The 13,049-nt window shown below is 72.3% G+C and carries 9 protein-coding genes and 1 pseudogene; 3 read left to right on the top strand and 7 right to left on the bottom strand.

The window, feature by feature from the left end; genetic code table 11:
* Positions 1-65: 65 nt before the first annotated feature.
* Complete coding sequence (locus M2157_RS32155) at positions 66-1,511, top strand: MFS transporter (protein ID WP_280866927.1); 1,446 nt, start codon at positions 66-68, stop codon at positions 1,509-1,511.
* Here the strand turns inward: M2157_RS32155 and M2157_RS32150 are convergent, their stop codons facing one another.
* From M2157_RS32150 to M2157_RS32140, 3 genes are all read right to left on the bottom strand, one after another.
* Positions 1,512-5,828 carry a cation-translocating P-type ATPase gene (locus M2157_RS32150; RefSeq protein ID WP_280866926.1) on the bottom strand — a complete coding sequence of 1,439 codons (4,317 nt, stop codon included), beginning with the start codon at positions 5,826-5,828 and terminating at the stop codon, positions 1,512-1,514.
* A 9-nt stretch (positions 5,829-5,837) separates the two neighbouring features.
* On the bottom strand, positions 5,838-6,344 hold the full coding sequence (locus M2157_RS32145; protein ID WP_280866925.1) for a hypothetical protein: 507 nt from the start codon (positions 6,342-6,344) through the stop codon (positions 5,838-5,840).
* An 85-nt stretch (positions 6,345-6,429) separates the two neighbouring features.
* Positions 6,430-7,329, bottom strand: a complete 900-nt coding sequence (locus M2157_RS32140; protein ID WP_280866924.1) for a helix-turn-helix domain-containing protein — start codon at positions 7,327-7,329, stop codon at positions 6,430-6,432.
* Between the two features lie 95 nt (positions 7,330-7,424).
* On the opposite strand from M2157_RS32140, the gene M2157_RS32135 reads away from it, so the two are divergent.
* Positions 7,425-8,858 carry an MFS transporter gene (locus M2157_RS32135; RefSeq protein ID WP_280866923.1) on the top strand — a complete coding sequence of 478 codons (1,434 nt, stop codon included), beginning with the start codon at positions 7,425-7,427 and terminating at the stop codon, positions 8,856-8,858.
* Between the two features lie 98 nt (positions 8,859-8,956).
* Positions 8,957-9,163: a hypothetical protein gene (locus M2157_RS32130; RefSeq protein WP_057615735.1), complete on the top strand. Its 207-nt coding sequence runs from the start codon at positions 8,957-8,959 to the stop codon at positions 9,161-9,163.
* 6 nt (positions 9,164-9,169) lie between these two features.
* Here the strand turns inward: M2157_RS32130 and M2157_RS32125 are convergent, their stop codons facing one another.
* The 4 genes and pseudogenes from M2157_RS32125 to M2157_RS32110 all read right to left on the bottom strand — a co-directional run bounded on the left by M2157_RS32125 (position 9,170) and on the right by M2157_RS32110 (position 12,946).
* Positions 9,170-9,757 carry a TetR family transcriptional regulator gene (locus M2157_RS32125; RefSeq protein ID WP_280857506.1) on the bottom strand — a complete coding sequence of 196 codons (588 nt, stop codon included), beginning with the start codon at positions 9,755-9,757 and terminating at the stop codon, positions 9,170-9,172.
* Positions 9,758-9,782: 25 nt separating this feature from the next.
* A complete protein-coding gene (locus M2157_RS32120) occupies positions 9,783-10,793 on the bottom strand; it encodes an aldo/keto reductase (protein WP_280866922.1) in 1,011 nt (336 codons plus the stop codon).
* 75 nt (positions 10,794-10,868) lie between these two features.
* Positions 10,869-11,481 (bottom strand): annotated as a pseudogene (locus M2157_RS32115) (LysE family translocator).
* A gap of 82 nt (positions 11,482-11,563) precedes the next feature.
* On the bottom strand, positions 11,564-12,946 hold the full coding sequence (locus tag M2157_RS32110; RefSeq protein ID WP_057615743.1) for a glycine--tRNA ligase: 1,383 nt from the start codon (positions 12,944-12,946) through the stop codon (positions 11,564-11,566).
* Between the last annotated feature and the right edge of the window lie 103 nt (positions 12,947-13,049).

Genomic DNA, 13,049 nt, shown 5'->3' with positions numbered 1-13,049 from the left:
CCGGCATTGATCATGCATGAACCATTAGTTAGACGCACTATCGAAATCGGCGTACGATGGCACGCATGCCTGAGCTCAGCCATCGCCGACGCATGCTGGTACTCGCGATCTGCTGCATGAGCCTGCTGATCGTGAGTCTCGACACCACCGCCCTCAACGTCGCCCTGCCCTCCATGCAGCGCGGCCTGGACGCGAGCACGGCGGGCCTCCAGTGGACGATCGACGCGTACACCCTCGTCCTCGCCTCGCTGCTGATGCTGGCCGGCTCCACGGGAGACCGGATCGGCCGCAAGCGCGTCTTCATGGCGGGCCTGGTCGTCTTCACGATCGGCTCCGCGCTGTGCTCCGCCGCGCCGAACCTGGAGGCGCTGATCGCCTTCCGCATGGTGCAGGCGGTCGGCGGTTCGATGCTCAACCCGGTCGCGATGTCGATCATCACCAACACCTTCACGGACCCGCGCGAGCGCGCCCGGGCGATCGGCGTGTGGGGCGCGGTCGTCGGCATCTCCATGGCCGCGGGACCGCTGCTCGGCGGCGTGCTCGTGGACTCGGTCGGCTGGCGCTCGATCTTCTGGGTCAACCTGCCGGTCGGCCTCGCGGCCCTGCTGCTCACCCTGCGGTACGTCCCCGAGTCCCGGGCCCCCAAGGCCCGCCGCCCCGACCCGGTCGGACAGGTCCTGGTGATCGCGCTGTTCGGCTCACTGACGTACGCCATCATCGAGGCGCCGGCCTCGGGGTTCTCCTACGTCCTGCCCTTCGCGGTCGTGGCCGTCGTCGCCCTGGCCGGACTGCTCTGGTACGAGCCCCGGCGTGACGAGCCCCTCATCGACCTGCGGTTCTTCCGGTCCGCGCCGTTCAGCGGGGCCACGGTGATCGCGATCTGCGCGTTCGCGGGTCTGGGCGGGTTCCTGTTCCTGTCGACGCTGTATCTCCAGAACGTCCGCGGGCTGGACGCGCTGCACGCCGGCCTGTGGATGCTGCCGATGGCGGTGCCGATCCTCCTCTGCGCGCCCCTCGCCGGACGGCTGGTGGGGAGCCGGGGGCCGCGGCTGCCGCTCGTGATCGCGGGGGTCATGATGACGGCGAGCGGGGTGCTGTTCGCCGCGTTCGACGCGGAGACGTCCGATGTGACGCTGTTCCTCGGATACGTGCTGTTCGGCATCGGCTTCGGGCTGGTCAACGCGCCGATCACGAATACGGCGGTGTCGGGGATGCCGCGCGCTCAGGCGGGAGTCGCCGCCGCGGTCGCGTCCACGAGCCGTCAGCTGGGGCAGACGCTCGGGGTCGCGGTGATCGGGGCGGTGCTGGCTTCCGGGGTGAGCTCCTCGTCGTACAAGGAGACCTTCGTGTCCGCTGCTGTGCCGGGGTGGTGGATTCTTGCCGGCTGTGGGCTTGCCGTGCTGCTGCTGGGCGCGGTGACCACCGGGCCGCGGGCCCGGCGTTCCGCCGAGCGTACGGCTGAGCGGCTGGAGTCGGTCGAGGTGCGCGAGGCCGCCGGAGTCAGCGCGTAGTCAGCCCACCGAGCGCAGTTGCTTCAGCACTGTTCGCTCCACAGCAGGCACAAACCTCTGCCCCGCCAGCGCCAGCGTGATCGCTGCCGCCACCCCCGCCCACGCCAGTGGGCCCAGCGGTGTGCAGCCGAACAGCTGGCTCACGCCCGGGATCTCCACCAAGGCGAACAAGGCCACCGCCGAGCCCAGGGACGTGAAGCGGACCAAGGGGCTCTCCCGGCGGTCCGCCAGTGTCTGGGCCAGCTGCGTGCCCACCACCGCGCACAGTGCCATCGTCGTCGAGCGGCGGGCCGTGCCCGGGGTGAAGCGGCCGATCAGCCAGGCGACGGTGGCGCCCAGGCAGGTGGTGATGGCGCGGTCGCGGATCTGCCGGGTCAGGGCGCTGCCCAGAACCGTGTCGATCGAGGGCTCGTCCTCGGTCGGTTTCTCCGTCGGCGTCACCGCCACCGCCATCGCCGGGAACAGGTCGGTGAACAGGTTCACCAGGAGCATCTGGCGGGTGGACAGGGGCGCGGAGCCCGACAGGAGCGTGCCGAGGATGCCGAAGCCCACCTCGCCCGCGTTGCCGCCGATCAGGATGGCGATGGCGTCGGCGACGCTGTGCCACAGGGCGCGGCCCTCGCGGACGGCCTCGATGAGGACGGTGAGGTCGTCGCCGGTCAGGACGAGGTCGGCGGCGTTGCGGGCGGCGGCCGAGCCGCGGGCGCTGATGCCGACGCCGATGTCGGCGGCGCGGATGGCGGCCGCGTCGTTGGCGCCGTCGCCGACCATGCCGACGACCCGGCCCGCGTCCCTGAGGGCCTCGACGACCTGGAGTTTCTGCTCGGGCGCGACCCGGGCCACGACATCGGCGTCGCGCAGCATCCGGGAGCGGGCCGAGCGGTCGGCGGCGGCCAGTTCGTCGCCGGTGACGACGGTGGCGTCCTCGGGCCAGCCGAGGTCGGTGGCGATGGCGCGGGCGGTCTGCGGGTGGTCGCCGGTCAGCACGACAGGCCGTACGCCCGCCTCACGCAGTCCGCGGACCAGGTCGGGGGAGGTCTCCCGGGCGACGTCGGCGAGGGCCAGCAGGCCCACGAACTCCAGGTCGCGCAAAGGCTCTTCGAGTACGTCCTTCTCGTCGCCGTCGAGCGGACGCCGGGCCACCGCCAGGACGCGCAGGCCGTCACGGGCCAGCGACTGGGCCCGTTCGGAGGCCTCGGCGGGGAGGTCCGCGCAGGCGGGCAGGACGGTCTCCGGGGCGCCCTTGAGCACCAGCACCGGGGGGCCGTCGGCCGGGTGTCCGACGGCGGCCGCGTAACCGCGGCCGGCCTCGAAGGGCTGGCCCTCCAGCTGGGTCCACTCGTCGGGGGGAGCCGCGTCCAGGACGGCCTCGTCGGTGGCGTGGGCCGGGCGCTGGTCGGAGTCGCCGTCGAGCTGGGGGCAGGCACGGGCCGCGACCCGCAGCGGACCGTCCGCGTCGGGCGCGTCGAGAGTGTGGACCGTGCCGTCCGCGTCGGTGACCCGGACCAGGCGCAGCCGGTTCTCGGTGAGCGTGCCGGTCTTGTCGAAGCAGATGGTGTCCATGCGGCCCAGGGCCTCCAGGGTGCGCGGGGCGCGGACCAGGACGCCGTGCGCGCTGAGCCGGCGGGCCGCCGCCAGCTGCGCGACCGTGGCCACCAGCGGCAGCCCTTCCGGTACGGCGGCCACCGCGACCGCGACCCCGCCGCTGACCGCCTGCCGCAGGGGCGTGCCGCGCACTAGAGCGAGCCCGGTGACCGCGGCGCCGCCCGCCATCGTCAACGGCAGTGCCTTGCGGGTGAGTTCCTGGAGCCGGGCCTGGACTCCGGCGGCGGCCGGGGTACGGGCGGCGAGCGCGACGGCGCGGGCGGCCTCGGTGCGGTCGCCGGTGTCCACGACGACCGCGCGGGCCTGTCCGGCCACCACGGTCGTCCCCTCGAAGACCATGCAGTGCCGTTCGGCGACGGGGGCGCGCGGGCTCGGGTCGGTGCACTTGTCCACCGGGAGGGACTCGCCGGTCAGCGCGGACTCGTCGACCTCCAGGCCGTCCTCCCACAGCAGGCGGGCGTCGGCGGGCACGACGTCGTCCAGCGTGAGCTCGATGACGTCCCCAGGGCTCAGCTTGGCGGCGTCGACGACATGCGGTTCCGCGTCCTCCTCCGTGACCCGGGCCTTCTGCTTCTGCTGGGCGAGCAGACCGGACAGGGCCCGCTCGGCGCGCAGCCGCTGGAGTCCGCCGACGAGCGCGTTCAGGTCGAGCGCGCCGACCACCAGCAGGGCGTCCATCGCGGACCCGAGGATCGCGGACGCGGCCGAGCCGACCGCCAGGACGGGGGTGAGCGGATCGTCCAGCTCCCCGCGCACGGCCCGGGCGAGCTGCGCCGACCACCGGGCGGGGGCCAGCACGGGCAGTCGTACGACGGCGTCGGCGGCGGTGCGGACCCGTTCGGTCGTCTGCTCGACGAGCGTCGGCTCCGGCGGTGCCTCCTGTTCCAGCCGGTCGCGTACGTCGTCCGGATCCAGGGCGTGCCAGGCCACCCGGGGACGCGGGTGCGGGGGGCTCGCGCCGGCCACGCGGAGGGCGGCACGGGTGCCGGTGAGGAGGGCGGCGGCCGCGGCCGCGTCGACGGGTGCGTGCCGGAGGCCGGGCAGTGCCGTACGGCGTCGGCCGTTGCCCGACTCGCCGACGGCGACGAGGAGTCCGGACAGGGCGGCGCCCGAGCGGGCCAGGGTCTGGGAACGGCGGCCGACCGCGCGGGCCTGCGGGACGGCGGTCAACAGCCGCCAGACGTCGGGCAGTCCGTGCGGGGCGAGGACGTCGGCGCCCCAGGCGACCGCGCAGCCGCCGTCGGTGAGGGAGACGGCCACATCACCGCGGAGGAGTCCGGCGACCACGTCGGCGTCCTGGGGGCGGGCGATGGTGAGAACGCCACCACCACCCTCGCCACCCTCGTCGCCGTCGTCGCCGTCGTCGTGGCGGAGTTGGTCGACGATGTCCTTCAACGGGCGCTCGGCGTCCACGACTTGGTCCGCGAGGCCGGTGAAGTCGGCCAGTGCGGGGTCGTCCAGGACGACGACGCGGAGTCCGGCGCGCCGGGCCGCGTCCAGCACGGGTTCCGCCCAGGGGTCCGCGCCCGCGCCCGGGGTGCGCAGGGCGCTCGGGTGCAGGAGGACGGTGCCGAGGGTCTCCAGCTGTCGCAGCCGGTCCGGGTCGCGCACCAGGACGCCGGAGCGGGACAGGGCCGCGCTCAGTACGGCGTGGAAGGCGGCGGGGCCGTAACGCGCGGCCTTCGGGGAGCCCGCGAGGACCGCCTCCGCGGCCTCGGTCACCTCGTGTTTGACGAGCAGCGCGGCGACGGCGCCGGCGATGCTGCCGGCCGAGGCGTGGCCCGCGTACTCCTGGGCGGGCGAGGGACGCGGCAGCGGACGCAGGGTCAGGTCCGCGGGCACGCTGTCCCGGTCCGGGACGCACAGGTCGTCGTGGACGGCTTCGAAGGTGGCCGTCCGTACGACCGCCTCCGCCAGCTGGCAGGTGCGCAGCGTTCCGTCGAGCAGCAGGGAGGTGGGGCTGTGACCGGCGCCGTGCACGGCGGCGTTCACGACGGCCAGCGCCACGTCCATCCGCGCGCTCCCGAGCCGCCCTCCCAGCCAGCCCCTGAAACGGGGGTTCTCCCGCAGCAACGTCACCACCGCCGTCACCGGCCGCGGCGAGGCCGGCAGCCGCAGTGCGGACCCGGCGAAAGCGGCGGCGACTCCGACGGCGTCGGCGGCGAGCGCCACGGCGGCGGTCCTGATGGAGCCGGGGTCACCGGGGTGGGCGAGCTCCTCGACGTCCTGGCCGGCCGCCACCAGCCCGTACCGCTCGGCAAGCACCGAGATCCGCTCCACGACCCGATCGGTGGCCACGCCCTCCGCCGCGGTCACGACGAGCCGCCCGAGCCCCTGGTCCCAGTAGGCGAGAGCGATGTCGGGGTGCTCGGCGAGGGCGGTGACGAGACGGCGGGCGCGGTGTTCGGTGCGGGTGGAGCGGGGCGGTGGAGAGGAGGGAGGGACTTCTTTGTTCTCTCCCTCCGCGTCCGTCTCCGCGTGCAGCGCCAGATGGGCCCGCTGTCCCGCCCGCCAGTCCTGGGGTGCGCCCGGCAGGGCCGCGCGGGCGGCCCTCGTCGCGCGGGCCGCGAAGTCCGCGGTGCGTACGCCGGCCCGGGCCGTTCCGGCCACCGCTCCCGCGGCCGCGCCGACCGCGGCGGGCGTACCCCTGGCCAGCAGGCGTGGGCCGGCCAGGACGAGGCCCGCGGCGGCTGTCGTGAGTCCTCGGTTCATCGCTGGTCCTCAGTCGCCGGATCGGGTACGGCCTGTGGTGGCGCCGCCGGGGCCGCCTCGGCCGGACGGCGACGCCGTCTCGTGCGGAGGGAGCTTGTCGGAGGGCGATGACGAGGCCGACGGCCCGCCCCGTGACGTCGTGGTCGCTGTTCCGTGTGTCGACGCCAGTACCCGGGGTGTGGGACGGCTCTCGTCCCCCGACTCCCCGTGTTCCCCGCGCTCTCCCGGCCTCGGCTGCGTCAGCCACGCCACCGCCGCCCCGGTGACCGCGACGGGCCACTCGACGACGCCCGCGACGCCGAGCACCCCGGCCCCGGCGTACACCGCGAGCCGCCGGCCGCGGGGGGAAACCGCCCCGACCCGGTCCAGCGCTCCACCGGCCACCCGGCCCACCGTCCCGGCCCCGGGAACCTTCCCCAGTGCCGACACGGCCGCCCGCAGCGGCTGCGGAAGCCCCTGCGCCGTTGACGGTGATTCTGACTCTTCTACCTGCTGCGACGACTTCTGCTCGGCCATGACTCGCCTCGCCTGTGGGGGGTCTTCTCTTCGGACCGACCGAGTTCCCGCACTGCGGGCGGTCATCCCCACCGGCGACAATCGGTCAGGGTTGCTGTCGGGCCCGTTCCAGAGCGATCGCGTGCAGCTTCTCCAGCCGCAGCCGGGACTCCTCGTCCGCGGGGGCGTAGGTCACCATGCGCGGGCCTGCCTCGGGGCCGAGCCACAGGTCGGTGTGGTCGACGGAGACATGGCCGACGTAACGGTTCACGAACTCCTTGCGGCGGCCCCGGTGTTCGATGACCTCGTGCCGGTCCCAGACCTCGCGGAACTCCGGGGACTCCGTGCGTAGCCGCTTCAGGAGCATCTTCCAGCCGGGCTCGGCGAGGTGTCCGGCCATGGTGGCACGGAAGCGGGCGGCCATCAGGCGCTGCGCCTCCGGCAGATGCACGATCGAGGAGCGCCAGTCGTCGTGGGTGTAGGAGAGGACCATGCAGTTGCGGTCCTCGGGCGGCACCGCGTCCAGATCGCACAGCAGCAGGCCGTAGGTGCGGTTGTAGGCGAGGATGTCGTAGCGGCTGTTCTGCACACAGGCCGGGACCGGCTCCAGCTGCTCGAGGACCTGCCGGATGGCCGGGGTGACCGACGGGCAGACGGTGGCCGGCGTCGGGTCGACGGCTTCGGCGAGCTGGAAGAGGTGCGAGCGCTCGGTCGGGTCCAGCAGCAGCGCGCGGGCGAGGGCGTCCAGGACCTGCACGGAGACCTGGATGTCACGGGCCTGCTCCAGCCAGGTGTACCAGGTGACACCGACCGCTGAGAGCTGGGCGACCTCCTCCCGGCGCAGACCCGGGGTGCGGCGCCGGCGGCCGCGGGGCAGGCCGACCTGTTCGGGGGCGATGTGCTCGCGGCGGTGGCGCAGGAAGGCGGCGAGCTCATGGCGCCGGATCGCCGAGGCGGACGCGGTCGCCGTCACGGGTACGGCTGTCTCCTGGGCCATGGTCGTCATGCCTCCAGCCTGCCTCCGCCGGGACCCTGTTGCCAGGTGGTTCTTCTACCAGGATAAGAAGACTCTGGTACCCCTCTGGGGGCGGGCGCAGGCTCATGGGTGTGACCACCGAAACCACCACTGCACACTCCGTCCGCCCGGCCGCGCCACCCCAGCTGGGCGGCCTCGGGCTGTTCACGGTGCTGCTCGCCGCGGCACTCCCCCTCATCGACTTCTTCATCGTCAACGTCGCGCTGCCCACCATCGGCGCGGACCTGTCCGCGAGCGAGTCGGTCCTCGAACTCGTCGTGGCGGGTTACGGGTTGGCGTACGCCGTCCTTCTCGTCCTCGGCGGCCGCCTGGGCGACCTGTTCGGGCGGCGCCGGCTGTTCCTGGGCGGCATGCTGGCCTTCGGGCTGACCTCGCTGGCGTGCGGGCTCGCGCCGACCGCGTGGACGCTGGTCGCGGCGCGGGTAGCCCAGGGCGCCGCGTCGGCGGCGATGCTGCCGCAGGTCCTCGCCACGATCCAGTCGGCGACGGCCGGACCCCGCCGGGCGCGGGCGATGGGCCTGTACGGCGCCACGGCGGGCCTCGCCATGGTGGCGGGCCAGATCCTCGGCGGTGTCCTGGTGGCTGCCGACATCGCGGGCACGAGCTGGCGGGCGGCGTTCCTGGTGAACGTCCCGGTCGTCGTGCTCGGCCTGTTCCTCGCGGCCCGTACGGTTCCCGAGACCCGGTCCCCCCGCCCGGAGCCGGTGGACGGCCCCGGCACGGTCCTGCTGGCGGCGACCCTGCTCGCGCTGCTGGCCCCGCTGACCGAGGGCAGGGCGGCGGGCTGGCCGCTGTGGACGTGGCTGTCGCTGGCGGCGTTCCCGTTCCTGGCGTGGGCGTTCTTCGAGGTGGAGCGCAGGGCGGACCGCGACGGCCGCACTCCCCTGGTCCCCCCGAGCCTCTTCCAGCTGGTGTCCCTGCGCCGCGGTCTACTGCTGATCCTGCCCTTCTCGATGGGCTTCGCGGGCTTCATGTTCGTGATCGCGGTGGCGCTCCAGGAGGGGGCGGGCCGCAGCCCCGTCCAGGCCGGTCTCGCGCTGGTCCCGCTGGCGGTGACGTTCCTGTTCACCTCGATCGCCGGACCGCGGCTGATCGCCCGCCACGGCACCCGGGTGGTGACCGCGGGCGCGCTGATCCAGGGGGTCGGTCTGGGCCTGATGATCCTGGCCGCGCACTCCTCCTGGCCGGACCTCGGCCTGCTCCCCCTGCTCCCCGGCGGCGCGATCGCCGGAGTCGGCCAGGCCCTCCAACTGCCCGTGGTCTTCAGGATCGTCCTGTCCGAGGTGCCGCCCGCCCGGGCCGGTGTCGGCAGCGGCGTGATGGTCACCACCCAGCAGGTCTCCCTGGCCCTCGGCGTGGCCACGCTGGGCACCCTCTTCCTCGCCCTGGCGCCGGGCATGGGCATGCGGGACGCCCTGGTGACGACGCTCCTCGTCCAGCTGGCCGGGGTGGCCCTGACGGGCGTACTGAGCCTGCGTCTGCCGCGCACGATCGACTGACCGGGCCGCCGGCCTGGCTCAAGTCCTCGCGAACGCCCGGTGAAGATACTGCTGTTGATGTTGTTCTTGCTGCACACTCCTAGCCGGAGGCGAGGCGCATGTTGCAGATCAACACGAGCAGGGTGAGCCGCTGGGACCAGCACGGCCGCGAACACGTGGTCCAAGTGCAGCGCAAGGGCGCGCAACGCACGATCAGATGTGACACCTGCGGCTGGCGCAAGGGAGCGCAGTTCCTGCCCTGGCTGAAGGCGGAGGAACACCTGGCGGAGGAACACCAGGCGACGGTGGACCGGTCGCAGACGTAGCGGTGGTCAGGCCTTCAGGCCGCGTACCAGCAGGTCCAGCAGCGCCGTGAACTCCTCTTCCGCACCCGGCTTTTCCCACTCACCGGCATAGCCGGGGTCGTGGAATCGGCCGGTGGCCTGGAAGAGGGCCAGGGCCGTGGTGGCGGGGGCGGTGACGGTGAAGATGCCCGCGTCGATGCCGTCCTGGACGACGCGGGTCAGCTGGTCGGTCAGCTCGGTGAGGTGCTCGACGACCGCGTCGACGTTCTCACCGGTCAGGACCGTGTACGTGGCGAACAGTTCCGGATCGTCGCCCGCCTTGCGGCGTTTGGCCTCGAAGAGCGCGGCGAGCCACTCCCGCAGCCGGGCCTCCGGGTCACGGTCCGCCTCGACGATTCCGGCCAGCACGCCCGTCGTCCGGTCCAGCCACCGCTTCGTCACCGCCTCCCGCAGCGCCGCCTTCGTCCGGAAGTGCCGGTAGACGCTGCCATGGCTGACGCCGAGCGCGCGGGCCACGTCGACCACGGTGGCCTTGGCCGGGCCGTGGCGGCGCAGCACCTCCTCGGTGGCTTCGAGGATGCGCTCGGCGGTCAGGGTCTCGGTGCTCGGTGGCATGCCTAGACCGTACCTGGCACGGTGTTCACCGTTCGCTGTCGAGCATGGCCATCAGCGGGGCCGCGTACCGCTGGCCGGCCGCCGCGTCCGCCGGTACGGCGTCCTCGATGGCGGCGAGGTCGGCGGCGGCCAGGGTCACGTCCATGGCGCCCAGTGCCTCGCCGAGCCGTTCGCGGGTCCGCGCGCCGACCAGCGGCACGATGTCGTCGCCTCGTGAGAGCACCCAGGCGATGGCGATCTGCGCGACCGTGACGCCCTTCTGTTCGGCGATCTTGCGCAGGGACTCGACCAGCGTGAGGTTGTGCTGAAGGTTCTCGCCCTGGAAGCGGGGCGAGTGGGCCCGGAAGTCGTTCGCGGCGAGCTGCCGGTCGGCCGTGAGGTGGCCGGAGATCAACCCGCGTGAGAGCACTCCGTACGCGGTGACGGCGATGCCCAGCTCACGCAGGGTGGGCAGGATCTCCCGCTCGGGGCCACGGGATATGAGGGCGTACTCGATCTGGAGGTCGGCGATCGGGGCGGTGGCGGCGGCCCGGCGGATGGTGTCCGCGCCGACCTCGCTGAGCCCGATGTGCCGGACCCAGCCCTTCTCGACCAGTTCGGCGATCGCGCCGACGGTCTCCTCGATCGGTACGTCCGGGTCGAGCCGGGCGGGGCGGTAGACGTCGATGTGGTCGACGCCGAGCCGCTGGAGGGAGTACGCGGCCCAGGTCTTCACGGCCGCCGGGCGTGCGTCGTAGCCGAGCCATTCGCCGTCCGGCCCGCGGTGGGCGCCGAACTTCACGCTGAGCAGCGCGTTCTCGCGCAGGGCGGCCGGTGCGGTGCGCAGTGCCTCGCTGATCAGCAGTTCGTTGTGGCCCATGCCGTAGAAGTCGCCGGTGTCCAGCAGGGTGACGCCGGCCTCCAGGGCGGCGTGGATGGTGGCGATCGACTCCGCGCGGTCCGTCTCGCCGTACATGCCGGACATGCCCATGCAGCCGAGGCCGAGGGCGGAGACCTGGGGGCCGGTGGTTCCGAGGGTTCGGGTTCGCATCGTCATGCCGTCCACCTTGCCATGACAGCTGACAGATTTCAATATCTGTCAGCTGTCAGGCGGCGGTCCGTCGGGCAACGGTCATGCGTCGGTCGTGGCCAGCTTCGCTCCGAGCAGCACGAAGGACGCCGCGAAGCTCCGCCGCAGCCAGGCCATGACCCGGGGGCCGGGAGATCACATGACTGCGGACCGCGGCCGCGAGCACCCCGTAGGCGGCGAAGACCACGAAGGTCGCGAGCATGAAGACGCCGCTCAGCACCAGCATGCGCGGCAGGGCGTGCGGCTCGGCCGGACTCACGAACTGGGGCAGGAACGCGAAGAAGAAGATCGTCAGCTTCGGGTTGAGGAGGTTGATCAGCACACCCCGGACGATCACGCGCCCCGATGACAGGGGAGCGCCGCCCTGGTCGACTTCGATCACCTCTTTGTCCCGCACGGTCGCCCAGGCCATGTACAGGAGATAGGCGACCCCGGCGTACTTGACCGCCTGGAACGCCACCGCACTCGCGTTCAGCAGCGCGGCGAGCCCGGTGACGGTGGCCAGGACGTGCGGCACGATCCCGAGCGTGCAGGCGAACGCGGCGACGACGCTCGCGCGCGGACCGCGGGAGAGCCCGGCGGCGAGCGTGTAGACGACCCCGGTGCCGGGAGTGGCGACCACGACGAGGGTGGTGAGGAGAAAGGCGAGGCTCATGGGGCAAGCCTGGACACGGAAAGGCCCCCGACACAGGGCCAAAGCGAGGCCTGTATCGGGGGCCAATGACAAACGGGTGGAGCTAGCAGCCGACGAGACGCCCGGCCAGGTAACCCTCGATCTGGTCGAGAGACACCCGCTCCTGCTTCATGGAGTCCCGCTCGCGGACCGTCACCGCGTTGTCCTCGAGCGTGTCGAAGTCGACCGTCACGCAGTACGGCGTACCGATCTCGTCCTGGCGCCGGTAACGGCGGCCGATGGCGCCGGCGTCGTCGAATTCGATGTTCCAGTTCTGGCGCAGCGCCTGTGCGAGCCCCTTGGCCTTCGGGGACAGCTCGGCGTTGCGGGAGAGCGGGAGGACCGCGACCTTCACCGGGGCCAGGCGGTGGTCGAGGCGCAGCACGGTGCGCTTCTCCAGCTTGCCCTTGGCGTTGGGCGCCTCGTCCTCGACGTACGCGTCGAGCAGGAACGCCAGCATCGCGCGGCCGACACCGGCCGCGGGCTCGATGACATACGGCGTCCAGCGCTCGCCGGCCTCCTGGTCGTAGTAGGCGAGGTCCTGGCCGGAGGCCTTGGAGTGGGCGCCCAGGTCGTAGTCGGTGCGGTTGGCCACGCCCTCCAGCTCACCCCACTCGTTGCCGCCGAACTGGAAGCGGTACTCGATGTCGGCGGTGCGCTTGGAGTAGTGCGAGAGCTTCTCGGCCGGGTGCTCGTACCAGCGCATGTTCTCCTCGCGGAGACCAAGGCCCGTGTACCAGTTCCAGCGCTGCTCCATCCAGTACTCCTGCCACTTCTCGTCCTCGCCCGGCTTGACGAAGAACTCCATCTCCATCTGCTCGAACTCGCGGGTGCGGAAGATGAAGTTGCCGGGCGTGATCTCGTTGCGGAAGGACTTGCCCATCTGCGCGATGCCGAACGGCGGCTTCTTGCGCGAAGCGACCTGCACCTGGGCGAAGTTGGTGAAGATGCCCTGGGCGGTCTCGGGGCGCAGATAGGCGATGGAGCCGGTGTCCTGCGTCGGGCCGAGGTGCGTGGAGAGCAGACCCGAGAACTGCTTCGGCTCGGTGAACTGGCCCTTGTTGCCGCAGTTGGGGCAGTTGATGTCCGCCAGGCCGTTCTCCGGCTCGCGCTTGTGCTTGGCCTCGTAGGCCTCGATCAAGTGGTCCGCGCGGAACCGCTTGTGGCAGGAGGTGCACTCGGTGAGCGGGTCGGAGAAGGTGGCGACGTGACCGGACGCGACCCAGACCTCGGGGGCCAGGATCACGGACGAGTCGATACCGACCACGTCCTCGCGGGACGTCACCATGTAACGCCACCACTGGCGCTTCAGGTTCTCCTTGAGCTCGACACCCAGCGGTCCGTAGTCCCAGGCGGCCTTCTGGCCGCCGTAGATCTCACTGCAGGGGAATACGAAGCCACGGCGCTTGCTCAGGCTGACGATGGTGTCGATCTTGTCGGCGGCCACGGTGCTCTCTTCATTACGACGACGGGCGACGAAGCAATCTCTACGGAGCAGTGCTTCAGAGCGAATGCTTCAGGTTACCGGCGGAGGCTGCCCCCCAATCAAA

The sequence above is a fragment of the Streptomyces sp. SAI-127 genome, from assembly GCF_029894425.1.
In the GTDB taxonomy this organism is placed as follows: Bacteria; Actinomycetota; Actinomycetes; order Streptomycetales; family Streptomycetaceae; genus Streptomyces.
The sequence above is the reverse complement of the archived record's forward strand: the minus strand, read 5'-3'. Positions and strand labels throughout refer to the sequence as shown.

Excerpts from the sequence above, each read along its gene's own strand:
- M2157_RS32155 (WP_280866927.1), top strand. The coding sequence starts at position 66 with ATGCCTGAGCTCAGCCATCGCCGACGCATGCTGGTACTCGCGATCTGC.
- M2157_RS32150 (WP_280866926.1), bottom strand. The coding sequence starts at position 5,828 with ATGAACCGAGGACTCACGACAGCCGCCGCGGGCCTCGTCCTGGCCGGC.
- M2157_RS32145 (WP_280866925.1), bottom strand. The coding sequence starts at position 6,344 with ATGGCCGAGCAGAAGTCGTCGCAGCAGGTAGAAGAGTCAGAATCACCG.
- M2157_RS32140 (WP_280866924.1), bottom strand. The coding sequence starts at position 7,329 with ATGACGACCATGGCCCAGGAGACAGCCGTACCCGTGACGGCGACCGCG.
- M2157_RS32135 (WP_280866923.1), top strand. The coding sequence starts at position 7,425 with ATGGGTGTGACCACCGAAACCACCACTGCACACTCCGTCCGCCCGGCC.
- M2157_RS32130 (WP_057615735.1), top strand. The coding sequence starts at position 8,957 with ATGTTGCAGATCAACACGAGCAGGGTGAGCCGCTGGGACCAGCACGGC.
- M2157_RS32125 (WP_280857506.1), bottom strand. The coding sequence starts at position 9,757 with ATGCCACCGAGCACCGAGACCCTGACCGCCGAGCGCATCCTCGAAGCC.
- M2157_RS32120 (WP_280866922.1), bottom strand. The coding sequence starts at position 10,793 with ATGACGATGCGAACCCGAACCCTCGGAACCACCGGCCCCCAGGTCTCC.